The organism is Bradyrhizobium sp. WSM1253 (assembly GCF_000244935.1).
Classification (GTDB): Bacteria; Pseudomonadota; Alphaproteobacteria; order Rhizobiales; family Xanthobacteraceae; genus Bradyrhizobium; species Bradyrhizobium canariense.
Genome location: NZ_JH600073.1, coordinates 1,219,342 through 1,242,574 on the forward strand (window position 1 = coordinate 1,219,342; position 23,233 = coordinate 1,242,574).

The window sequence follows — 23,233 nt, forward strand, 5'->3', positions numbered from 1 at the left end:
AAAAATAGCGCTCTTCGCCGGTCATGAGGTCGGAGCCGAAAACTGGGCCTTGCTCGCCTCGATCGTCGCCACCTGCAAGCTCAACGACGTCAACCCGGCCGCCTACATCGCCGAAACACTCGAGACGATCATCGACGGCCATCCCCATAGCCGCATCAAAGACCTCATGCCGTGGCGATTCCGCAAAACGTCAAGCCAGCCTCAATAGGGTTGCGGCTAAGCGCTTACGGTCAACAGCAGCGTTTCCGGATTTAGGAGAGCCATCCGGCCCCCACCAAAATAACCGACAAAAGGAATCCCGCGGCGGCGGTGTTCGCCGCGCGTTGGCAGGCAAGGTGAGGTCTCATATAGAGTTCTCCATCCGGAGACAGATCCGCCGCGAAGTAATGCCGCGCGGTTCGCCTCGAGGACGGAGATGCGTTCGGTTCAACATTCCTGACCAACATGCCAGTAAGCGTGCGAGACGAAAATGCGTGTACTGGCGCCGACCTCCTGAACCAGCAGGTCATACGTTCGGAACCACTCAGGATTAAGAATCTCGTGTCCGGCCTCTCTGCTCTGGGTCTCTTGAGGCACCCAGTCGGAGCGGTCTGCCCATGGACGGCCTGCAGCCGCGGAAAACGCCTCGCCGTTGATCGGTACCAGATACGGCAGCGTGTGGACGGTCATGTGGTCGACCGCTTCCCAGGAGAAGACATGGAGATGGCCGTCTCCGCTCACGAGAAGATAACGATCGCCGATCCGGGCCAGTGCGCCGCCGCGCACCGCAGATTTTGGAAACGCGTTCGAATAAGTGTGAACGTCCAAATTGTAGAACTCAGCCTTGATTAAGGTATTATGCACCGCTATCTCGGGTGTAACCCGCAATGCGAACAACCCCGCGGCCGCCGCTGCCAGCAGGCCGCCAAGCGCCAGAGCTTGGTGCAGTGCCGCAGTTCCTACGAAGTGGGGCGGGGACGAGCACCAGGGCAGACGTGAAAATCCCGAGCGTGATGGCGCGGGAATAATCGGTTCTGGTGAGGACAAACCCCAAGAAGACCACACCAAAAATCGCCATTGTGGACGCGATTGTCCCGCCCAATCCCCGCCCCGGTGATGAGGGGCTAATAAAGAGAGTACATGCGGCGCTTAGGACGAAAGACGCCACAAGACAGCCAAATGGAAGCGACTGGGCAGGAAGCCGCCAAAATGCCATCCCGTAGGTCAGTACTGGAAATAGCAAAAGCAGCACGACCCACGTGGCATACCACACCACCGGATAGTGCCATTGTCCGCGCCGATGAGGTTTTCCTTTGGATCGCGTTTGATCGAGAAAGTCGAAGTGTGGAACCACATCCTTTCCCGACGGTGGAATCAGCCACACCCTTCGCAATCCCTCAGCCTCTACCTCACTGGATCCTCGGAACTCCATTTGATTCTCCCTAACGCTTTAACTCGTACAAGCGTGCCGCGCCGCAATCTAAATTCATTGATTTCGAGCTCATGCCCCTACCGCCCAACCACGGCCCACAGCCTGTCCCTGCCGGGGCTCTGGACCCGAACCCAGCGATAGGGCGTCCGCCACCACGGCTTGATCTGCGGGGTGAGATTGTCGAGAACCACATCGCCGCTCCTGGTACGCACGAGAAGCACCAAATGGTGCTCTCCGGAGCCGACCACGACTTCGCTCAATAGCAGGACCCGCGCCGGCCAGCCCCGCTGAAGCAGCTCGTGGCGCTTGCTGACTGCGTAATCATTGCAATCGCCGCCAGCGGGGTTGATGATCCAGGTCTCGCCAGCGAGTCCGAGCTCGTTGCGAACCGGCGCTATCGCCGAATTGACCGTGCGATTGATTTCCCGCAGGTCCGCCCATCGCTTCTCAATCAACCGCACCGGCCCGCCGCGGAAGAAGCGCCGCGGGCGACACTCGGTCTCATAGCGCTGGCAAAACACCGTATAACTGAAGGGCGCGAGCGTCGGACGTCCCAACTCGATGTGTGCAAGAGCCGCCTGCGGAGCCCCTGGCACAGTCAACAACGCCGCTCGCCCGCACTGAGCGCCTCCGATCACGATGGCTATGGCTGCCGCCACGACCGGTCCCGAGGTTCGTTGCATCTGCCCGATCCCCCAGCGAACGCCAAACCAAGGCGCGGCTTCACCGCTCCGCGCGGTGGGAATGACCGCCGGTTAAATTATATTATTTAATGCTAATATAATGTAATTTAAACCACAATAAATATTCCACAATTAAATCGACGCCAAAGGCGCGCGCAGCGAGCCGGAGGTGACGCCGGCGGGTCCTGTCGAAGGATGGATGAATGGATCGAGACATCCTGATTGGCTCGGGCGTCCGACGGAAGGGCACGCGCGGCGCAGACGCGCGCCTTGCGCAGCCGGAATCGGCCCAGCATTTTATATTAAAATATAATTACAGCCGTTGATTTAATTACTCACCGAGGCCAAACCTTCACCGAGGCAAAATCTTCAAATACTACTTCCTCGGATAGGACAGATTTCAGATGCCGGATGAGCTGCTCGTCATTCTGGGGGCCGAAGCCGCGATACTTGTCTTCGTGGCGGCGATGACCCTGCACGCCCGGCGAATGGACGTGCGGAGCGGAGGCTCGTTCGAGCGCTCAGTCGTCTTGCCCGTGGGCAACAGGCATCCGTCACGGTCGATCCGTCGAAGGCCGCGCGTTCTACTGCGGTTGATCAGGAGGTGGGGCAACCTCACGACGTTCGCCCCACCTAATTTGTTGCCGCGATCTGACATCACCAGAACCAGACCGCAGACTCCGTCCCGGCTCGTGACGCGCTTTCGTCGACCAGACACGCCCGCCGCCGATGCGTGCGGCCGCCCAGCCGTGCTTTCAGAGGCTGGTCGCAACGCCGACGCCCAGGGATAGAGCGCCGGTCCCGAATGCATGCAGAAGAGTCAGCGCTCCTTGAATGCACGCCCCGCCTGATCCTGCAGCGGCTTGAGCAGATAGGACAACGCGGTCCGACCTGCCGTCTTGATGAAGACCTCGACCGGCATGCCGGGCAGTAGCTTGGCCGACCCGAGTTTCGCCAGCTCTTCCGGCTTCAGCAGGACACGGCCCGTGTAGTAGCTCGTGCCGGCACGCTGATCCTGGGTGATGTCTGCCGAGACCATGCTGACCTCTCCGTCGATTTCGGGCGTGGTCTTCTGGTTGAACGCCGCGAAGCGCATTGTCGCGGTCTGCCCCATATAGACCTGGTCGATATCGCGCGGTGCGATCTTGACCTCGACCGCAAGCGAGTCCGCATCGGGCACGATCAGCATGATCTGCTCGCCGGGAGAGATCACACCTCCAACCGTGTGGACGCTCAGCTCGTGGACCCGGCCGGTTTGCGGTGCCCTGATATCGATCCGATTCAATTGATCGACCGCCGCAGTCTTGCGCTCGCTCAGCTCGGAGAGCTTCGATCGCGTTTCGATCAGATCCTTGCCCACTTCCGTCCGCAGGTCCTGGTCGATCTGAATGATCTGGAGCCCGATTTCGGCGATCTTGCCCTTCGACTGAGCAATCATTCCAGCCAGCTGGCTGCGCTCGCCTTCGAGGCGGGCGGAATCGCGCTCGAGGGAATTGAGCCGCGTGATCGGCACCAGATTTTTCTGCCAGAGACTGCGCACGCCCTCCAGCTCTTGCCGGATAAATTCGACTTCCTTCTGCTTGGCCTCGGTCTGCCCCGTAAGGCCTTTGATCTCGTTCTCCAGCTGCGCGCTTTTCTCCTGCAACTGCGCTTTTTGGCCGCTCCGCGCCTGACGACGCAGCTCGAACAGCTTTCGCTCCGCAGTGATTGCACGGCTCGCCTCGGAGTTGCTCTCCTTGGCCCGGTCGAGCAGCACCTTGGGAAAGATGGCCTGCTCGGCGCCATCGCGCTCGGCCTCCAGACGCGCCTGCCGCGCGAACAGCTCATCAAGGCTGTTGGTGACGATGGTGGCATTCGCGAGCGTCTGCGTCTCGTCGAGGCGGATCAAAACATCCCCTGCATTAACCCGCGCGCCCTCCCGCACGCGCAACTCTCCCACGATCCCGCCAGTGGAGTGCTGAACTTTCTTGACGCTCGAATCCACCACGACCACGCCTTGAGCGATCACCGCGCCCGACAGTTGGGTCGTTGTCGCCCAGCCGCCGACCCCAAAGGTTACCAAACCAAACATGATCATACCCACGATCATGTAACGCTGAATGGATTGCATTGCCGGCGTCACCTGGCCATTCATCGGCCACCTCCTTGAGCTTCCGCGACGACCTTGAGCGGTGTGGGATTTCGCAACACCCTCTTGAGGACCTCCTCTCTCTTGCCGAAGGACTGCACCTTGCCTTCCCCGAGGCACAAGACATGGTCCACACCTTCCAACGCCTTCGGACGATGCGCAACAACGGCAACAATTCCGCCTCGACGGCGCACGTTCAAGATCGCCTCGGTCAAGGCGTCCTCGCCCTCGGCATCGAGATTGGAAGAGGGTTCATCAAGTACGACCAGGAACGGCTTGCCGTAAAAGGCGCGCGCGAGCCCGATACGCTGCCGCTGCCCTGCCGACAGCGCTAACCCTCCTTCGCCGATCTTCGTGCCGTAGCCGTCTGGAAGCGAGAGGATGAGATCGTGTGCGCCCGCGGCATGCGAAGCTTCCAGAACTGCGGCGGCCGTTGCCTGCAGATCGAACCGTGCAATGTTCATTGCAATGCTGCCGTCGAACAATTCGACGTCCTGAGGCAGATAACCGATGTGCTTGCCGAGGGCGTCCGAAGACCAGTGATCGAGCGAAGCGTTGTCGAGCCGGATCCTGCCTCGAATGCACGGCCACACTCCCACCAGCGCGCGTGCCAACGTCGATTTGCCGGACCCGCTCGGACCGATGATTCCAACGGCTTGCCCGCTCCGCAGCTGGAACGACACTTCACTGACGGTGGGCCTCTCCGAGTTCGGGGCGCCAATATAGAGGTGCTCGGCAGTGAGGGTTTCAACGGGTGCAGGCAATGCCAACCGCTCCTCCTCGCGAGGCAGAAGCTTCAGCAAGCGATCAAGCCTTTGCCCCGATTGCCGCGCGGCGACGAATCCTTTCCAGTTCGCGATGGCCATTTCGACGGGCGCCAGTGCCCGCGCGGTGAGGATCGATCCGGCAATGATGATGCCGGCTGTGGATTCCTGATTGATAACGAGGACGGCGCCCACGGCAAGAACCAGCGATTGCAAGATCGCCCGGAAGAGCTTGGAGGCACCACCGAGTCCGTTTGCGACATCGCTTGCCTGCTCATGGGCCGCGAGGTACTTCGCGTTGACATCCCGCCAACGTAAGCCCGCCTGTTGCCGCATGCCCATCGCCTGCAGGACCTCGGCATTTCGCCGCCCTTCGAGCGCCAGTGCGGTCCGCGAGACGGCGAGGCGCGAGGATGCCTTCGCCGGCCCTCGCGTACGTGTTTCCGTAAGTATCGTAATGCCGACTAGGACCAGCGCGCCGGCCAGCGCAGTGACGCCAATCCAGAAGTGAAAGAGGAAGCAGATGCCGAGATAGATCGGCATCCAGGGGAGATCGAAGAGCGCCGTCGGCCCTCCACTCGACAGGAAGCTGCGGACCTGATCGAGATCCCGCACCGGCTGCAAGCCATCGCCATCCGCTCTGGTCTTCAAAGGCAGGCGAACAAGCGCGTCGAATATGCGAATGCTGAGCCTTTCATCGAAATACCGGCCGACCCGGGAGCTGATCCTGCTCCTGACGAGATCGAGCCCGCCCTGGAACAGGTAAAGAACCGTAGCCAGAACCATCAAGGCGATTAGCGTCGGTATGCTGCGCCCGGGCAGCACCCGATCATAGACTTGCAGCATGAAGAACGAGCCGGTGAGCATAAGCAGATTGCTCATGCCGCTGAAGGCGGCGAGAGCCCAGAAAATCCGGCGGCAAGACCGTAAGAAAGCCGACATCTCTGAATGCGGCTCGTCATAGTCCGCCGCTGGCCGGGATCGACCAGCGAATATCCGTTGCCGCAGGGCCTCGACCGGGCGCTTCGCCCAGCCGATCAATCGCGGCGTCCGCAGTTCGGCGTCATCCGCCCACTGTCGTCCAGCCGCCCAGAGCGCTGATATGTGAAGAAGTGGAATTCGAATGAGATTCGCGGGCGGGGGGAAGCCCCCCCGCCGTCCAAAGTCAATCATGGTAGCCGCCCTTGAACCATGCCTTTATCGGAAGATCCCGAAGAGATCCCCAAGGCAGTTGTTGAGTACTACTCGGTGTGGATGCCCGCACCTTACGCGAAGTGGAAGTCCTGGCTGGTCAACGAACCAACCTTCATGTTCTTCAGCGTGAGCGTGTCGCCCCCCGTCGCGATGACGACGTCCTGACCCGATTGGGTCGCATGGGAAAGAACACTCGCAAAGCTGTCGAACACGCTCTTGCTGAACTGGATCGTGTCGTGAGCAGGTCCGCTGGCAGTGAAGTCCTTGATGACATCGTTGCCGAAATTCGCAGCAAACGAGAACGTGTCGGCCTTGGTGGTGCCAACGAAGGCGTCATTTCCTGACGTGCTCGTCTGTACGTTGCTGCTCGTCGAGCTCGAAGTCGCAGCGAGGGAAGTGGTGCTCGTGGACGACGTAGCAACGCTCGACGTACCGACCTGCCCATCGCCGTTGAGATCCTGATGGAAGCTCGTCTCGAGCGATTTAAGGCCGGAGTTCGTACCCGACACGGTGCCGCCCGACGTGGAGCCGGTCAGGCTGCTTACGTGGGAAACGTAGTTGCCGTTGTTGTCGGTGTTCCACGCCGTGTACTGGCCGGTGCTCGCTTCCTTCCAGATGACCTGATAGCCCGTCGCCACCTTTTCCGCAGCAATGGGAGCCCAGGTGCCATCTGACCCATCAACGAAATCCAGGCCGTGATACTTCAGCGAGGGGCCTGTCCCCGTGCTGCTGTTGAGGTAGTATTTGTCGCCACTCTCAACGAGACGTGTTGCACCAGCCGACTCGATTACCGTGCCAGCAGTTGGCGTTGGCGACGTCGGTGTGGTCGAACTGGTAGCACCGATCTGCCCGTCACCGTTCAGATCCTGGTGGAAGGTCGTCTCGAGCGACTTAAGGCCCGAGTTCGTCCCCGACACCGAGCCGCCCGACGTGGAGCCGGTCAGGCTGCTGACATGGGAGACGTAGTTGCCGTTGCTGTCGGTGTTCCACGCCGTGTACTGACCCGTGCTCGCCTCTTTCCAGACAACCTCATAGCCCGTGGCCGTCTTCTCGGCACCAATCGGCGCCCAGGTGCCATCTGACCCGTCGACAAAATCCACGCCGTGAGACTTCAGGGACGGGCCCGTCCCGGCGCTGCTGTTGAGGTAGTATTTGTCACCACTCTCCACGAGACGTGTCGCACCGGCCGACTCAATCACCGTGCCAGCAGTTGGCGATGTTGGCGTGGTGGGGGACGTCGGTGTAGTGGGGGATGTCGAGGTACCGGTGCTGGCCGTTACCACGGTGGACGCCACACTGGTATTACCCGCCACGTCCATTGCCTTCGCGGTGAGGCTGTGCGAACCGGCCGCAAGGGCGGCGGTGGTATAGGCCCACACGCCGCTGCTGTTGGTCGTTGCGGTCCCAATCTGGGTCGTGCCGTCGAACACCTTTACGACGCTGCTCGCTTCGGCATTGCCCGACATCACCGCCTGATTGGCGCTGTTCACCGTATGGCTGGCAATGGTCGGCGCGGTCGGCGCTTTGGTGTCGACGGTGACTGCCAGCGCAGACGATGCCGCGCTGGTCTGCCCCGACGAGTTGGTCGCCGTTGCGGTGAGCGTATGCTTGGCGTCAGTCAGGACATTTGTGATGTAGTCCCAATTGCCGCTCGAGTTCGTAGTCGTCGAACCGATTTGGGTCGCACCGTCGTAGATTTTGACGGTACTGCCGGCAGCAGCGGCACCCTTGAGCTCGATGGTATTGTCGTTGGTGACCTTGTCCCCTGCGGTGCCGCTATCGGTCGAGAACGAGGCGATAGTGGGTGCAGCCGCAGCGGTGGGCGTGGCCGGCGCGCTCGGCGTGGTCGATGCACCGCCTTCCACCGGTTGAGGAGGTGGGATCAGAGCGCCCGGAACGAGTTGACCATTCACGATTGTTGCGTAGCGGACATTGTCCCACTGAGTGATGTGTATGGCCCCCCCAAACTCCCCAAAGAGAAACGGCCCCCCCGCAAATGGCCCCACAAAATACACATCTTTGAGGGCGATGTAGTCGTTTCCTGTATCCGCGTTGATACGCAAACCATATGGACCACCTTCGAACATCACATTGTTGAAAGTGAACGTTCCAGCATAATCGTCTGCACTCCAAAATCCAGCGGTTGCATTTTGGTCGTGGGACACAATCGCCGTATTTGTGACGGTCACATTCCCGACGCCGCCGGGATTGTAGCACTGAATACCATCAGCGTGATCGCCGCTTATGCCCGTCGTTTCAATATACGAATTGTTGATGTTTATATTTCCGCCACTCGCAATGCGCACACCTTCCTCTGAATTGATACGGACCGTATCCATGGAGAACGGGCCGCCAGCGCCATACACGGACGCCACGGGACCGGTGTCGGTGATGCTTAAGTTCGAAACCGTTCCGCCATTTCCGAGTGTGACGCTGCTCGAATTAGTAACCCCCGCAAACATCGGGTCATTCCAGCTCAGAGGAATGGCTGCCATTCAATTTTCTCCTGATAACTTCGATTGGTTGTCGGTGGCACGCGCCCAATTTAACTTTTCCCGAGCGGCGATACCCCAAGTGCGACTCTGCTAGCGCAGCGCCGTTGGGTTCGTCTTCACGACAGGCGGAGGCTTTTTTGCGACGACACGACGGCCCACCCAAGGTAATTCCCAGCCAACCTAACCAAATTCTCACCGCCCACGAATTCAATACATCCGGGATTCTTTAATTAACTCAAGCATCAACTCGGCTTCAATAGCTACGCCAAGAATATCAACCTATACCTAGGAATACTGGGCCGCCCGAGCCCTCCCGTCGCGAGATGATTGCTCGACAAGAGCGTCTTCGCCCTTTCAACCGACAATTAATGATATTGCGACGACAATCCCAGCGAACCAGACAAAATATAATCGATGAACTAAACGCGATTTTCAATATTGCCGAGTAGTCAACTCGCCGAACGCCACCGGCCGGCGGGGCAAAATCTGGTGCGTCCGTTGGGACCTCGGCGGGATCGGCGCCCCGATCAACCGAGCTCTTGCGCGCCGGGCATCGCATCAGGCCGCCCTGTCTTGCCTTTTGCGCCGTCCAGCAAACCCAAGAAAGCAACTCTTGCGGCCGGCACGGAACCTTTGAGCATATATCGCGCTGCGAACAACAGGCCGACTCCGAAATGGCAGATCCAGCGCCATCCGGCAAAGCGCCGCGCATAGAGAATTCCGTTACGGGCAGACAGATAAATCGAGAGATGCGAGCGTTTCTCGGGAGCAACAGCAGATCCGATGGTCGTTCCGCCAATGTGGCGAATGATGGCTTTGCTCGCGAAGCCGATGCGGTGCTTTCCGCGCCGCCGTCCCCAATCCAGATCTTCCATGTAAAGGAAATAGTCCTCAGCCATGAGACCGACGTCTTCGACGAACGCCCGCGTTACCAGAACGCACGCTCCACTTACCGCATCGATCCGGCCAAGATCTTCGACGGAGGGGGCACTACCAATCGGCGCATTTCTTCCTACGGCAACAACACGGCCTGTCGTTCGAGACCAATGCAGTCCGTAGTTGATGATCTTATCGGGGGTGTTGTCGAAGACCAGGCTTCCGCCCACCATGCCGAATCCCTCAGCAGACTTGGCAATCAATTCAGACAGGCTGCGGCTATCCACTTCGGTATCAGGATTGAGGACAAGCACTGCACCCCAACCGGGGACGGCAAGCAACGGCTCGAGCCAGGTGTTGACACCGCCACCGTAACCGAGGTTCTCGACGGCGAGCCCAACTCGGACAGCATTCGTGCGATCTTGAAACCGGCATTTTGCCACTGCGGCCAGTCGCTTCTGTGGCTGGTCAAGAGTATCCGACGCATCCGAACTTCGTTGCAACGTTCTGTCCGGTCCTACGAGGGCAGCCAGCAATCCCCGGTAGGCTGCTTCCCCGCCATTTTCGCAAATGAAGACCTCAAAGTGATCCCAATCCGAACGCGCGAGCGACTTCAAGCAACGATCTACATCCTCGGCGTTGCAGTATGACACGATAATGACGGCAAGCTTGATGTTAGCGGTCGACATAGCCGAAACCCCTTCTCATTTGATGTCGACGCTGACGAGCGACCGAGCCCATGTTAAGGCCTGCGCACGTTCGATGCGTCCTTCCACTAACGCACGTTCAGCTGGGCAAAGGGCACTGCGAAGGCGGCGCTTTTGTTCGAGCTCCATTGCATCGGAGGAACGCGATCTGATCAGGAGCCTCGAGTCGCTGTTTATGGCCACCTCCTGAGACGAGTGAAAATGCGCTCAGCAACTTGGCCACATATTCATCTTGTTTCGGCCCATGGACAACCCCAATTGTCGGACAAATGGTTTTACTCGTTGCGGCGCCTTTGAGACGGTGTTTCAAGCTACGACGTCGCTCTAAACTCGGGCGATGCGTTCATCGGGCTGCAAGATACGATTAATGGCATCCAGTTGGAACAATGTCAGGGACATCAAAGGCAATACAATCCCCAGCGCGGGCTAGTCCGCGCCAGTACAGCGCCGCAGATGTGGAAGTGATGGACGACTATCTGAATAATGCTGAGCAAGAGCAGATGTATGAGTTCTTGCAGGGCCCCGGCTGGGGCTACGGCGCGCGTTCACATATGGGCAACGACGCCAGCCGTTACTGGTTCAAGCACTTCGCCGGGTTCTGGGAGGTGCCGACCGCTGGGCTTGATCGGCATACGCAGGCCGAGCAGGAGTTGAGCCAGTATCCAATGGTTGACGCAATGTGGCAGAAAGCGCGCCGCGGGTCGCGGCTGGTGCGCTGCTACGCTAATGGTTATCCATTCGGTGCCGAGGGCGGCGTGCACAAGGACTCGATGGTGGCCGAGCATTACACGTTGCTGTATTACCCACATCTGCATTGGCACCCGGACTGGGCGGGCGAGACGTTGTTCTTCAATGAACGCGGCGATGATCTGCTGTGCGCAGTGTACCCCAAGCCGAATCGACTTGTGAGATTTCCCGGTTCGATCCCGCATGTGGCGCGAGGCATCTCGCGCCTGTGTCCGTTCTTGCGCATCACGCTGATGTTCAAGGTCTCGTCGGCGAACTGACCGACGAGAACATGGTAACGGAGAAACGGGTCGCCGGAACGGGCGAGATTTGCCACGTTCGGCTCCGAGATCAACTTGCTCCCGAACGGCGACGCGGTTGCCAACGTCACCTACCTCGACAAGTCAGGGACGTTCGCGATCATGCCCTTGGAGCGGGCATGGAGCCGACCCTATCGACCTCACACCTCGACATCAGGACGTCTCGGGCGAAGCCTAAGTCGGCGTGCAGAATGATTGGCGCGTGCGCCAGCACCTCCGGCTCTGCTGGCGGCAATTTCGCCGGCCGCAGCTTGACGGCCAACCGATGGCTGCCCGCAGGACACCTACTGCGACAAATAGCAATAGCAATCGCAGTAGCCGGGGAAGAATGAGCTGGTCCCGGTTGTCTGAACAGAATCTCCGCGCCGATAAGTGGAGCCTCTGCCGGGGTTAGGCCGCCATGCGGATTGGCAGCGGGTTGAAGTAGGCTTGATCTGGCGTGCCGCCTTCGAGGCTCGAGTGTGGACGTCGGCCATTGTAAAAGTCGAGGTATCGGCCGTCGAGGCGCGGGCGTCGGACACGCTGTCGTAGGCCCGCAGGTAGACCTCCTCGTATTTGACGCTGCGCCATAGCCGCTCGACGAACACATTGTCCCGCCAAGCGCCCTTGCCGTCCATGCTGATCGCTATGCCGTTGCTGGCGAGCGCGCCGGTGAAGGCCGTGCCGGTGAACTGCGAGCCCTGGTCGGTGTTGAAGATCTCGGGCTTGCCGTGACGCGCCAAAGCGTCCTCCAGTGTCGCGATGCAGAATGCCGCCTCCATCGTGATCGACAGCCGCCACGACAAAACCCGGCGGGTCGCCCAGTCCAGTACGACCGCGAGGTACACGAACCACGCGCCATCGGGATGTAGGTGATATCCTTTGCCCATACCTGGTTCGGGCGTGTGATCTCCATGCTGCGCAGCAGATATGGATAGATCTTATGCCCGGGCTCAGGTTTGGTGGTGCGCGGACGGCGGTACAGCGCCTCTATCCCACATCCGCCGCATCAGCGTCTTGACATGCCGGCGGCCGATCTTGCACCCCTCGGCAGCCAGCAGGCCTCGCAACATACGCGAACCGGCGAAAGGAAACTCCAGATGCAGCCGGTCGAGCTGTTGCATGATCGCGAGGTCTTCAGGCGATACCGGACGCGGCAGGTAATAAACGCTGCCACGGCTGATCTTCAAAACTTCCGCCTGCTTGGTGATCGACAGATCGTGCTCACGGTCGATCATCGCTTTGCGCTCAGCAATCCCGCCTTGGTGAGCGCGCCCTCTAAAAAATCATTCTCCAGCGTCAGCTCTCCGATCTTGGCGTGCAGCGACTTCACATCGATGGCGGGTAACGCCGCCGCGGCACTGCTGCCGCCCGGACCGAACACATCGGCAGCCCGCCTTCAAGTTGCGCTTTCCACAATGTGATCTGATTGGGATGAACGTCGAATTGCTCCGCCAACTGAGCCAGTGTCCGGTCACCCTTGACCGCGGCAAGCGCCACTTTCGCCTTGAAGGCCGGTGTGTGGTTCCGGCGTGCGCGTCTCGTCATCGTCTCTCCTGATTCGCGGGACAATCTTGCCCGCCGTCAGGCAGAAACTCCACTTATCGCCCTGTTCAGATTTGCGGAGCCGGCTCTGAACTTGTGCCCATGCAACGCATCGTCGTTGGCATCAATATCAAGGATGATCTCCTCCGGCGGGAGTTGATACGCCTTCAGAAAACTCCGACAAACAGGCCTCAATAGCGGCCGGATCATCAGCCATCCTTGTTATAACGCGTCGTCATCTCGGCGCCGCTTGTCCGCTGTGAGATTTTCGGTAAGATGGCTATGCGCAGAGAGAAAATAGGCGTTAGGAGCTTCCATGCGCTACTTGGTGGCGCTGGCCCTGTTGTCGGCAGGGGTAGTTATTGCCCAACCAACAGTCACCTCGACGCGGATTGAGTCCGCGGAGTGGACGTGCGGTGACTCCTCGGGCGCGGTACTCTCGATCCACACACGGGCTGATAAGCGGCAGGAAGCGTGCAATGATCATGCCTTGGGAGCTCCAGGGCAAGCGTTCGAGATGCGCCGCAGCGGCGACGGAATAACCGCAGCGAAACGTGTAGAGGTCGTTCCTAGCCCGACGCCCGACACTACGCCCCACCGCACACCAGACCCAGCGAGCTCGGCCGACGTTCCGCTGGGATTCAACGATCCTGTCTATGCCAACGTCACGAGTCGCACGGATCGTATCGCGTTGTCGTCGGATTCGTCCCTGACGGACTTGTCGATCATCGAGAACTCCGGGGAGCCGACGATTACCTGCAAGGGCTCCTGTAGCCTCACGCGGGTTCGCATTCAGTCACGAGAGGGTGTTCGCTGCATCAGCGGCAACATCAATCTGACGTGGGTCTATGTCGCGGCCACAGGGGTCGACGATGACCACGCGGACGGATTACAGTGCTACGGCCCAGGTTCCACGGGCGCGGTCACGGTGAAGAACTCGACGTTCAAGGTGGCTGGACCCACGACCGCGGGTTACTGGTCGGCGGACGACTGGCGAGGCTCACACGTCTTGGAGAACGTGCTGTTCGAGGGCGGCACTTACGGACTCCGTATCCCGGCAGATGGCGGCTCCTCAGTGAGCCTGAAGAATGTCTACTTCGTGCGTGGTTCCTTCCGCTACGGGGCGTACCTGTTCGACGTGGTAAAGGGACGGCGCATCAACATCGCGCAATGGGACAACGTACGCTGGGCGAGTTGGCAGGGCGATAAACTCGTCCTCGGAGCGCTCATCCCGCGGCCGCGATCTGCATTTCCCGCGCCTGCCGTAAACCCTTGATAGGCGATCACGCTGGGCGCCGATAAAGCCTACGATGCACAAGACTTTGTCAACGAATGCGCTCGATGAACGTGACGCCGCATGTTGCACAGAACACAACCCGCCGTAGTTCTGCGATTGACGGGCGAACGACCCGGCACGGCAGCTATGCCGTCAGTCAGCGCATCCGCAAGCGGATCGAGGAGGCATTCGGCTGGATCAAGACGGTCGCCGGGCAAGACAAGACCAGCTTCCGTGGCCGTGACCGCGTCGCATGTACCTTTATCTTCGCTGCCACCGCCTCCACCGTGGTGCGGCCGCCTTAGAATCAAAGGGAGCGACTGCTCTTCAGAAAGACTGCTGAGCGGCCCGCTTGGCGCTACATCCTCGAAATTCGTCTTGATCGACTTGGATGGTCCGAGCGAACTGTGGTGGCGAGAGCACCCGTCATGCTTTCCTTGTGAGCCGACGTCGTCTCGTAGCCATGCGCCCAGGCCAGCTGGCAGGATCATCCGGCCCGTTGCTGCGCGCTTCCGAACCTCCCCACACGCTGCGCGGCGAATGGGATTGAGCGTTGTGTGCGGCGAACAGAGCGGGTGAATTGGGCTGCTCAAACATCCACATGCCGCTGCCGAGCAGAAAGATGAACAGGACGTAAGGAGCATCCCACAAATGGACCGTGCAAGCGGCGAAGGCTAGTCCGCAAACGGTGATAATGAGACCCTTTCGGCATTGGGCCACCTGAAATGAGACGTTTCTGAGCCGTCCCAGACCGAAGCAAACCGAAAGACAACCGCCGGCGGTGAACAAAAAGCCGGGGATACCGTAGCGCACGGCAGTGACCAACCAGAAATTATCCATGCTGCCACCCAGCCAATCTGGACGGTCCCAATCACCGAAGCCAAGTCCAAAGATCGGGTGCTGCATCACGGATTGCATCCCGTAGTTCCAGATGATCACACGGATGTAGGCGTTGTCTGTGTTGAGGGTCAGGTAAGAAATAAAGACAATGAAAGGGCTGCGATTGGAGCTGAAAGACACGACAATGTAGGCAGCAATGACAACTGCGGCCAATATTCCCCAACGTCGCGCCACGCTTGCAGTGACCTTGTCCCAAACGATCAAGATCGTCTGGACAGCAACCGATAGGAAAGCACCGGCGGAAAGTGAGGAGAGTACCGCCATTGCCACACAACCCGTAGCTAATCGCCCTCCCCGGCGCGTCGAGCCAAATACATAAAAGCTCAAGGCGAATACACTTGAACAAACGACACCAAATAGAATGAAGTGTTCGAATGGGCCCTGAGCTCGTCTAAGCCCGAATCTTGGTTCACTGTCAGCGATACCGTAAACGGAAAATATCTTCCCGAACAATTCAATCAAGATCGGCGAGCCGGTGACATTCTCGTAGATAGCGAACGGCAGAAGAAAAAGGACCATAAGCACCAAAGCGCTCACCATGCGCTGGAACGAGAAGACATCTCGAATGTAGCGCTTTGCGAAAAGGAACGTTCCCAGCGTCTCTATGACGAATATACCTGCGGATTGCAGACCTTCGTCAACGCCGCGCGTGCTCACCAAGATCACTGCGCCCCATGTCGCCGCCAAAAGCATCAAAATGTCCGGTAGCCGTATTCGCCCGACGGATCCAGATAACCACGCCACCAGACACGGAATGAAGGTCAATACTAGCACTAGCCGGTAGGGCGACAAGCGTGTCGGACCGAGGTAGAAATGGATCGGCATAGCCAGGGCGAAAACAAAGATTGGAATGAGCGGGGAGGTCTTGGGGCTCCGAGTTGACCGCACCGCCGCGGCTCGCCCGCCTTCGAAAGCTAGCGAGCCTCCCACATCGCGCGATGTCCTTGTTGCAATGCTTTCCATCCGGCCCGTCCGCTAGTGGGAGGCGTTATGCGACTACGACATAACGCGAATCTCAGAGCAGCACCATATTTAATTTCATTATAAATAATCCGCGGGCCGGAGAACAAGAAGCCCGCCCCGCCAATCCATTTAAATAAACCATGATCTTTCGCTCGCCACCAAAGAAAATCAATGTCGCGGGTTGAATCGCCGCAAAAACGCAAATTCTGCGAAGCCAGCCCAGAATCACGCCGTAGAGACTATCGAGGGAGGCCGGCGCCGCTCAGCTCCGAGCCCGCCAAAACGGCCGGTCCCAATATTTAACATCATTAAATTCCAGTTGATATCAGATTTATATTTAACTATAATAATCAGCAATTAAATTTCGTCAGCGCGTTTTTGAATTCCAAGAGATCATGGATGGACACATTCGTTGGCAGTCGGTTCCGTTCGGCCTGGGACAGTTCGACCTTAGAAAAGAACGAAAAGACTCGCCTGGACAGTGCCAAGTTCAGGATTTGCGTCTTCGGAATCGGTTATGTCGGCACAGTTTCAGCAGCCTGTCTCGCACGAGACGGGCACGACGTCGTGGCGGTCGATGTCAATCAGGACAAGGTCGACCTTCTGAACCGAGGGCTGCCACCAATCGTCGAGCCGAAGCTCGCTGAACGTATCCGTTCCGTTGTTCGCGCCGGTCGCCTGAAGGCAACCACCGATTCCTTGGCCGCTGTCTCGTCAACCGACATTTCATTGGTCTGCGTCGGAACACCCTCGCAGGATAATGGATCACTGGAAACGTCATTCGTGAGCCGGGTAGCGCAGGAGATTGGAGAAAGTATTCGGAAAAGTACGAACTTTCATTCCGTCGTAATGCGCTCAACGATGCTGCCGGGCACGATGGAAAATATAGTCATACCTATCCTGGAGCGGACGTCCGGCAAAAGAGCCTATCAAGATTTCGGAGTCGCCTATCTTCCCGAATTCCTGCGGGAAGGAACTGCTATAGCCGACTACGACGATCCAGGAACTATCGTTATCGGCGTTGACAACGATCCGCTAACGCTTCGGCGGCTCCTGCAACTTCACGCGAAATTTACGGCAACGCCTCGCATCTTATCAATTCGCGGCGCCGAGGCAGTCAAATATGCAAACAACGCCTGGCATGCGACGAAAATCAGCTTCGCGAATGAGATGGGATTGCTTTGCAAGGCGATGGGCGTCGACAGCCACGAAGTTATGAACGTCCTAGTCGCCGACAAGAAGTTAAATATCTCCCCAGCATACCTCAAACCGGGGTTTGCATTTGGCGGGTCCTGCTTGCCAAAGGACGTGAGCGCTTTGCGCTACGCTGGAAGAAACGCCGACCTTGACACGCCGTTGCTCGATGCCGTGCTGCAGGCGAATGAGAACCAAATTCGAAGCGCTTTCCGACTTGTTGCCGCGACCGGAAAACGGCGTATTGGACTCATCGGGCTGAGCTTCAAGCCGGACACCGACGATCTGCGCTACAGTCCGATGCTTGAGATTGCCGAAAGATTGATTGGTCGCGGTTATCAGCTCGCGATCTATGACTCGAACGTTCGCCTTTCTCGTCTCACGGGGGTCAACAGGGATCATCTGACGAGCCGCCTGCCGCACATTGCTTGTCTGCTTCGAGAGAAAATGAGCGACCTCGCCTCCTTTGCCGAGGTTCTCGTCGTAGGAAACCGTAAGGAGTTTCTGAAGAACTCATCGGTTTTGAAAGGTCACGACAAAATAATCATCGATCTTGTTCGCATCGCGCCGGAAAAGCCGACCGGAAGCGAATATCGCGGTATTTGCTGGTAAGTCGGGGGATGGATTATGACGTTGGCTTCGGTAGTTGACGCAACGCGCAGCATGCGCCGGCGAAGAATCCTGATCATTGTTGAAAATCTCCCCGTTCCGTTCGATCGCCGAGTCTGGGCCGAGGCCCAAGCATTGCACAGAGCCGGCTACGAAGTGGCAGTGATCTGTCCGCGTGGTCCGTTCGCAGAAGCTCCGTTCGAAACGATTGACGGCATCGAAGTTCACCGCCATCCGCTGCCAATCGAAGCCAGCGGCAAGCTTGGCTACCTTGCCGAATACGGCAGCGCGCTATGGTGGGAGTTCGCCTATTCGCTCAAGGTGTTTTGGCGGCGAGGTTTCGATGTGATTCACGCCTGCAATCCGCCAGATCTTATTTTCCTGGTCGGTGCGTTCTACAAATACCTTTTCGGCAAGAAGTTTGTATTTGACCATCACGATTTGAACCCCGAGCTCTTCGAGGCAAAATTTGGACATCGCGGACCAATCTGGAAGGTGCTTGTCTTTCTCGAGCGAATGACTTTCAGCTTGGCTGACATATCCATTGCCACCAACAGGTCCTACGCCGAAGTCGCCGTCCAGCGCGGCAAGATGAAGTCCGATCGCGTGTTCGTCGTCCGCTCAGGGCCAAACCTGGCGCGCGTGCGTGAACTCGCTCCCGATGAGACTTGGCGCAACGGCCGATCGCATCTGGTCGCCTACGTTGGCGTGATCGGGGAGCAGGAAGGCATCGACCTTCTACTAGAGGCGGTCAGACACATCACGTCCGCACGCCAACGCACCGATATCCAGTTCGTCATTATGGGCGCGGGACCGAGTCTGAAGCAGCTCAAACACACGTGTGCGCAGATGGGACTTTCGGAATTTGTCACTTTTACCGGCAGGATCGACGACACGACGCTCTTCACGGTGCTTTCGACAGCAGACGTCTGCGTCAATCCGGACCGCCCCAACGCGATGAACGACATGTCGACCATGAACAAAATCATGGAGTATATGGCTCTCGGCAAGCCGATCGTGCAGTTCGATCTAGTCGAAGGGCGGGTGTCGGCCCGGTCTGCTTCTCTCTATGCGAGTAACACCGACACGGCCGATTTTGGTGAGAAGATCCTTGAACTCATTAACGACCCAGATCGTCGCCGCGAGATGGGCATGTACGGACGCAAGCGTGTGCGCGACGAGCTGTCGTGGGAGCATGAAGAGCCGAAATTGATGGCAGCCTACGATTCTCTTTTCAGGTAGGGAGAGCGCGCAGAAAAGCTTTTCCACGGGCATAGTGAGGATGATGTCGGTATCAATCCAAATCATCTCGCGATGTCCTTGTTCGAGCGCCGCGAGCAGGACGAGGTACCCCGAGGATTTAAGGTCCGTTGGGCGGAGTGAAACGCAGAACGGCATTTTTCGATCACGTCGATGAGCGCTTTACTCGTTATGGAGAGCATAGATCCAGGTCACGGCGCCCGAGCGGGCCACGATCTTTTTCCACAAGCAAATTCAGCCTAGAATGGGAATCCCGTATGGAAGGATCAAAAACGAGCCCGCTTAATCCGCAATCTAAGTTGACGTGTCTGGTCACAGGTGGGGCCGGGTACATTGGGGGCCACACAGTTCTCGCCCTCCTGGATGCGGGACATCAAGTTATTGTTCTCGACGACCTTTCTACGGGCTTCCGCTGGTCCGTCCCAGACCCCGCTAGACTTATTCTAGGCGACGCAGGGGACCTTGACCTGGTTTGTCGAGTGGTCAGGACAAACAAGGTAACTTCTATTTTACATTTTGCGGCAAAGACTGTTGTTCCGGATTCATTTCGCGACCCGCTTGGCTATTACCTAACGAATGCTGTGAAGACGCAGACGCTTCTCGCAGCAGCAGTAAGCGAGAACGTCAGGAATTTCATTTTTTCTTCCACCGCGGCGGTTTACGAAAGCTCAGAATCGCTTGTTTCGGAAGACCAGAAGGCTGATCCCCAATCGCCATATGGCCGGTCAAAGTACATGGCCGAGTGCATGATCAAGGATGTGGGAGCAGCGTACAACATGCGTTATGGAATTCTGCGCTACTTCAACGTGGCCGGCGCTGATCCAAAGGGCCTAAATGGTCAATCAACGAAAACTGCTACTCATCTCATTAAGGTAGCACTTGAAACAGCTCTTGGGAAAAGACCTTGCATGGAAATCTTTGGAAATGACTACCCGACGCCCGATGGATTTGCTGTCAGAGACTACATCCATGTTGCAGACTTAGCGAACGCTCATGTCCTGGCTCTTAGTCGTTTGCAAGGAGGAGCTGAGAGCTTCACCGTAAATTGCGGATATAGTCGAGGTTATTCGGTGAGAGAGGTTGTTGATGTCGTTAAGGCAGTAACTGAAATTGATTTTGAGGTTAGGTTAGCCCCGCGTCGAGCTGGGGATTTGGCATCGGTAGTCGCAAACAGTGATCGGCTTAGATCATTTGGTTGGCTCCCCCGCTATGATGAACTATCAACAATTGTACGACATGCGTACCAGTGGGAATTAGAACTGGCAAGAGCGAGCCGCTTACCCGATAGCGACTCGGTGAACACGCCCGACGCAACGGATCGACCCCTGGGGGGGGCATACAACCGTAAGATGTAAGTGACCCGGCGTTCCGGGCCTTTTGTCTTTTTCAACTTTCAAACGAAACATAGATCAGGGCAATCTTCACACGTCGGGATGAGTGACCCAACGGGAATGAATGTCGTACGCGGTAAGCGATCCCGTTGCTGTGGTCGAACATCAACATGCCGCTACCGAGCAGGAAGATGAGCAAGACGTAAGGAGCATCCCAGGCGAATGCACTTGAACACGCGACACCAAACAGGATCTGGTGTTCGAAAGGACCCTAAGCTCGTCTAAGCCCCAGTCGTGACTCATCATCGACGATCCTGTAAACGGAAAATACCTTGCCGAACAATTCAATCAAGACCAGCGAGCCCGAGATAGTCTCGTACGCGGCGAATGGCAGGAGCAAAACGACCATGAGTGCCAGACATCTCACCATGCGTTGAAACGCGCAAATATTTCGAATTTATTGCCCTGCCCTGCAAAAGGGAATCTTCCGAATGTCTCTAGTACGAATATGCCTGCGGACTGCAAACCCGATATGCCTGACTGCAGATCCCTATCGATGCCGTGTTGGCTCACCAATACGGGCCATATCGCTGCCAAGAGCATCAAGATGTCCGGCAGCCGTATCCGCCCTGCCCGACCTGACATCCACGCTAGCAAACACGGAATGAAGGTCGCTACCAGTACTAGCCGGTATGGGTCGGATCGACGTAGAAAGGGACCGGCGTGGCCAACGACAAAAATCGCAATGAGCGGGCAGATCTTGAGCCTCCGTGTCGGCTGAACCGCTAGTCGGCCGACGGAAGGCAACGATCTTCCAACATGACGAGGTGTTCTTGTTGCAATGCTTTCCACCGATTTCCATCCGATATGAAAATGCCCTGGCCGCCTCGCTGAACTGGTGACATTATCGATACCGCAAGCGCATCAGTTGGCGATAGAGCCCCAATCTTGTGCTGATCCTCCAGGCAAAGCCGCGCTTTGCATCCGGATCAAGCAAATGCTGGCGCATGTACTTCGCATCCATGTCGTTCGTCAGGCAAAGGCGGGAATAGAGAAAGGATTCGAACCCGCGATGATGCCCAAGCTGGATTGTAAAGAGGTGCGAGTAACCCGTCTTCAGAGCCGCGTCCCAAACCCGTCGTGAAAAGCGCCCGTATGGGAAGGCGAAAAGGGTAACTTGTTGCCCGAGGCGATCCTCCAGCATCGACTTCGACATCGTAAGCTCGCGATCGAGTTCGACATCCGAGACAGTGGTCAAATCGACATGGGCCATGCCATGCGAGCCAATCACAACGCCGGCCCTGCCAAGTTCCTCGATCATGTCCCAACTCATACGTCCAGGCGAGCCCACAAAATCCACCGGGATAAAGGACATGAATCCTGGAATTCGACTGGTCTCCAGGTAACGAGCATAGACGTGCGTGTAGTCCGAAAGAAATCCATCGTCGAACGTGAGCAGGACTGCACCGCTGCGGCTGGTTTTCGGATCGGGGCAATGCTCCAGAAAAGTTTGGGGTGAGACCAGCTTGTCGCCGCAAACGGCGAGATGCGCATCGAATATTCCATGCGTCAGGCACCACGCATTCGAAGGTGAGGCTTCCACCAGTTCGTGATAGTTGAGGACAATCATAGAGCTTGCATCAAGTCTGAAACACGCCGGGCCCAGGCCTGCCAATTCAGCTGGGTTTCGTAAGCCTCTCGGCTCGATTGTCTCAGGCTGGCCAGCCTGTTCGGGTTCGCAAAAATCTCCGCAATGATGCCAGCGTAGTCTGCCTTCGTCGCGTTCGGCGGCACCAGTACGCCGGTCTTCCCCTCGCGGACGGCATACGGCACGCCACCGGTGGCGCGCGCAATGCTCGGCACGCCGTGGGCTGCGGCTTCGCACAACACAATGGGGAAGCAGTCCGCCCGCGTCGGCAACAGAAAGAAATCCGCATCGCGATAGAGTTGCTCGAGCCGGTTGCGCTGTGCAGGATCATTTTTGTCGAGGTAAGGGATGATCGTCAGGCCATCCTGGGTGACAGGCTCCGGCGGAGTACATCCGCAGATCACGAGTTCCGTCTTCACGCCCCTGTTGTTCAGTTCAGCAAGGATCTCGATCGCGGTGTCGGCGCCCTTCTCCTTCCAGTTGACGCCGATCAGAAGCATCCGACACGGGCCAGGCTTCCGGCATCCAAGCACAGAGTCGCGACCGGGCGCCGCTTTGAGGTTGGCGCCCCAAGGAACGACGTGCACCCGCGCGGGATCGGCGCCATAATCCCTAACGGCGGATTCGGCCGCCCATTGCGACGGATAGAGGATCAGATCGGCACGCGCGATTGTATCCCGCTCCAGGCGTTCCGAGGTCTCTCGAGCCGAGCGTGACAGGTTTCGATAGTTGGGATGATAGTCCTCAATAAGCCGAAAGGTCGCATCGGACGCATAGACGAGGGGAACGCCGTCGGGCACGCTCCAAGCGAAGGTGGATCCGGCGGGCGCGAAGACGATATCGGCCGACACGGCGCGGATTTTGCGTACTGCGTCCGCTGCATACTGTGCAACGACAGGGCCCGCCTGGAATGGGGAGAGGCCCCGACTGCGAAAAGTACGGCGAAGTCTAGAATATGCCTTGTACAGAGGCAGGCTCGGTGCGCTCAGGGGTCCGATATTGACGACCTCGTGACCCTGGTTTGCGAGGGATTTCGACATGTAAAATGGCGTGCCGGACCAGAACTTCACCTCGCTCGCATCGCCGATGGTAGCGAATGCAATCCGCCGCGCTGAGTGGCCGCCGGGAATGTGGCTCTCAATCATCTTCTTCCCTGACAGACGTTGCAATCGGCTGCTTGTACAAAAACTGACCACGTGTCACCTCTCAAAAAGATGCGTTTCA

15 protein-coding genes and 2 pseudogenes are annotated in these 23,233 nt (G+C 58.0%); 7 read left to right on the plus strand and 10 right to left on the minus strand.

Features of this window, described 5'->3' with window-relative positions; all coding sequences use genetic code 11:
• Positions 1-208 (plus strand): transposase domain-containing protein (locus BRA1253DRAFT_RS07775; RefSeq protein WP_007592818.1); only part of this gene is annotated, 208 nt, incomplete at its 5' end.
• 218 nt (positions 209-426) lie between these two features.
• Here the strand turns inward: BRA1253DRAFT_RS07775 and BRA1253DRAFT_RS07780 are convergent.
• The 6 genes from BRA1253DRAFT_RS07780 to BRA1253DRAFT_RS07810 form a co-directional block, all read right to left on the minus strand.
• Positions 427-843 (minus strand): hypothetical protein, encoded by a 417-nt coding sequence (locus BRA1253DRAFT_RS07780; protein WP_157158560.1) that lies wholly within the window; start codon positions 841-843, stop codon positions 427-429.
• A 645-nt stretch (positions 844-1,488) separates the two neighbouring features.
• Positions 1,489-2,094 (minus strand): transglutaminase-like cysteine peptidase, encoded by a 606-nt coding sequence (locus tag BRA1253DRAFT_RS07785; protein ID WP_007592823.1) that lies wholly within the window; start codon positions 2,092-2,094, stop codon positions 1,489-1,491.
• Between the two features lie 820 nt (positions 2,095-2,914).
• Positions 2,915-4,228: an HlyD family type I secretion periplasmic adaptor subunit gene (locus tag BRA1253DRAFT_RS07795; RefSeq protein WP_007592824.1), complete on the minus strand. Its 1,314-nt coding sequence runs from the start codon at positions 4,226-4,228 to the stop codon at positions 2,915-2,917.
• On the minus strand, positions 4,225-5,928 hold the full coding sequence (locus BRA1253DRAFT_RS07800) for a type I secretion system permease/ATPase (RefSeq protein WP_007592825.1): 1,704 nt from the start codon (positions 5,926-5,928) through the stop codon (positions 4,225-4,227). Before BRA1253DRAFT_RS07800 ends, BRA1253DRAFT_RS07795 begins: the two co-directional genes overlap by 4 nt.
• Positions 5,929-6,251: 323 nt before the next feature.
• The gene (locus BRA1253DRAFT_RS07805) at positions 6,252-8,675 is read right to left on the minus strand and encodes an Ig-like domain-containing protein (RefSeq protein ID WP_007592826.1); all 2,424 of its coding nucleotides are present in this window, start codon (positions 8,673-8,675) and stop codon (positions 6,252-6,254) included.
• 527 nt (positions 8,676-9,202) lie between these two features.
• Positions 9,203-10,240 carry a glycosyltransferase family 2 protein gene (locus BRA1253DRAFT_RS07810; protein WP_007592827.1) on the minus strand — a complete coding sequence of 346 codons (1,038 nt, stop codon included), beginning with the start codon at positions 10,238-10,240 and terminating at the stop codon, positions 9,203-9,205.
• 482 nt (positions 10,241-10,722) lie between these two features.
• Between BRA1253DRAFT_RS07810 and BRA1253DRAFT_RS07815 the strand changes: the two genes are divergently transcribed.
• Positions 10,723-11,265, plus strand: coding sequence for a hypothetical protein (locus tag BRA1253DRAFT_RS07815; RefSeq protein ID WP_007592828.1), 543 nt, complete (start codon positions 10,723-10,725; stop codon positions 11,263-11,265).
• Positions 11,266-11,694: 429 nt separating this feature from the next.
• Here BRA1253DRAFT_RS07815 and BRA1253DRAFT_RS41225 read toward each other — a convergent pair.
• Positions 11,695-12,831, minus strand: a pseudogene (locus BRA1253DRAFT_RS41225) (IS3 family transposase).
• 313 nt (positions 12,832-13,144) lie between these two features.
• Between BRA1253DRAFT_RS41225 and BRA1253DRAFT_RS07830 the strand changes: the two are divergent.
• Positions 13,145-14,104 carry a hypothetical protein gene (locus tag BRA1253DRAFT_RS07830; RefSeq protein ID WP_007592831.1) on the plus strand — a complete coding sequence of 320 codons (960 nt, stop codon included), beginning with the start codon at positions 13,145-13,147 and terminating at the stop codon, positions 14,102-14,104.
• Between the two features lie 3 nt (positions 14,105-14,107).
• A pseudogene (locus tag BRA1253DRAFT_RS07835) lies at positions 14,108-14,409 on the plus strand (transposase); the annotation flags it as partial.
• Between the two features lie 121 nt (positions 14,410-14,530).
• Here the strand turns inward: BRA1253DRAFT_RS07835 and BRA1253DRAFT_RS07840 are convergent.
• Positions 14,531-15,697, minus strand: a complete 1,167-nt coding sequence (locus tag BRA1253DRAFT_RS07840) for an O-antigen ligase (RefSeq protein WP_035992988.1) — start codon at positions 15,695-15,697, stop codon at positions 14,531-14,533.
• 669 nt (positions 15,698-16,366) lie between these two features.
• Here BRA1253DRAFT_RS07840 and BRA1253DRAFT_RS07845 point away from each other — a divergent pair.
• From BRA1253DRAFT_RS07845 to galE, 3 genes are all read left to right on the plus strand, one after another.
• Positions 16,367-17,773 (plus strand): nucleotide sugar dehydrogenase, encoded by a 1,407-nt coding sequence (locus tag BRA1253DRAFT_RS07845; RefSeq protein WP_007592837.1) that lies wholly within the window; start codon positions 16,367-16,369, stop codon positions 17,771-17,773.
• 15 nt (positions 17,774-17,788) lie between these two features.
• The gene (locus tag BRA1253DRAFT_RS07850; RefSeq protein WP_157158562.1) at positions 17,789-19,012 is read left to right on the plus strand and encodes a glycosyltransferase family 4 protein; all 1,224 of its coding nucleotides are present in this window, start codon (positions 17,789-17,791) and stop codon (positions 19,010-19,012) included.
• A 317-nt stretch (positions 19,013-19,329) separates the two neighbouring features.
• Positions 19,330-20,385 carry a UDP-glucose 4-epimerase GalE gene (galE, locus tag BRA1253DRAFT_RS41230; protein WP_157158707.1) on the plus strand — a complete coding sequence of 352 codons (1,056 nt, stop codon included), beginning with the start codon at positions 19,330-19,332 and terminating at the stop codon, positions 20,383-20,385.
• Positions 20,386-21,265: 880 nt separating this feature from the next.
• Here galE and BRA1253DRAFT_RS07860 read toward each other — a convergent pair.
• Both BRA1253DRAFT_RS07860 and BRA1253DRAFT_RS07865 read right to left on the minus strand, forming a co-directional pair.
• Positions 21,266-21,991: a polysaccharide deacetylase family protein gene (locus BRA1253DRAFT_RS07860; RefSeq protein WP_007592842.1), complete on the minus strand. Its 726-nt coding sequence runs from the start codon at positions 21,989-21,991 to the stop codon at positions 21,266-21,268.
• Positions 21,988-23,079 (minus strand): glycosyltransferase family 4 protein, encoded by a 1,092-nt coding sequence (locus BRA1253DRAFT_RS07865; protein ID WP_245285877.1) that lies wholly within the window; start codon positions 23,077-23,079, stop codon positions 21,988-21,990. The genes BRA1253DRAFT_RS07860 and BRA1253DRAFT_RS07865 overlap by 4 nt, the downstream gene beginning before the upstream one ends.
• Positions 23,080-23,233: the final 154 nt, after the last annotated feature.

What these genes read in the sequence shown, in the direction of transcription:
- BRA1253DRAFT_RS07805 (WP_007592826.1), bottom strand. Translation starts at nt 8,675, where the DNA reads ATGGCAGCCATTCCTCTGAGCTGGAATGACCCGATGTTTGCGGGGGTT.
- BRA1253DRAFT_RS07800 (WP_007592825.1), bottom strand. Translation starts at nt 5,928, where the DNA reads ATGTCGGCTTTCTTACGGTCTTGCCGCCGGATTTTCTGGGCTCTCGCC.
- BRA1253DRAFT_RS07860 (WP_007592842.1), bottom strand. Translation starts at nt 21,991, where the DNA reads ATGATTGTCCTCAACTATCACGAACTGGTGGAAGCCTCACCTTCGAAT.
- BRA1253DRAFT_RS07810 (WP_007592827.1), bottom strand. Translation starts at nt 10,240, where the DNA reads ATGTCGACCGCTAACATCAAGCTTGCCGTCATTATCGTGTCATACTGC.
- BRA1253DRAFT_RS07785 (WP_007592823.1), bottom strand. Translation starts at nt 2,094, where the DNA reads ATGCAACGAACCTCGGGACCGGTCGTGGCGGCAGCCATAGCCATCGTG.
- BRA1253DRAFT_RS07850 (WP_157158562.1), top strand. Translation starts at nt 17,789, where the DNA reads ATGACGTTGGCTTCGGTAGTTGACGCAACGCGCAGCATGCGCCGGCGA.
- BRA1253DRAFT_RS07845 (WP_007592837.1), top strand. Translation starts at nt 16,367, where the DNA reads ATGGACACATTCGTTGGCAGTCGGTTCCGTTCGGCCTGGGACAGTTCG.
- BRA1253DRAFT_RS07795 (WP_007592824.1), bottom strand. Translation starts at nt 4,228, where the DNA reads ATGAATGGCCAGGTGACGCCGGCAATGCAATCCATTCAGCGTTACATG.
- BRA1253DRAFT_RS07840 (WP_035992988.1), bottom strand. Translation starts at nt 15,697, where the DNA reads ATGCTTTTGGCGGCGACATGGGGCGCAGTGATCTTGGTGAGCACGCGC.
- BRA1253DRAFT_RS07830 (WP_007592831.1), top strand. Translation starts at nt 13,145, where the DNA reads ATGCGCTACTTGGTGGCGCTGGCCCTGTTGTCGGCAGGGGTAGTTATT.
- BRA1253DRAFT_RS07815 (WP_007592828.1), top strand. Translation starts at nt 10,723, where the DNA reads ATGGACGACTATCTGAATAATGCTGAGCAAGAGCAGATGTATGAGTTC.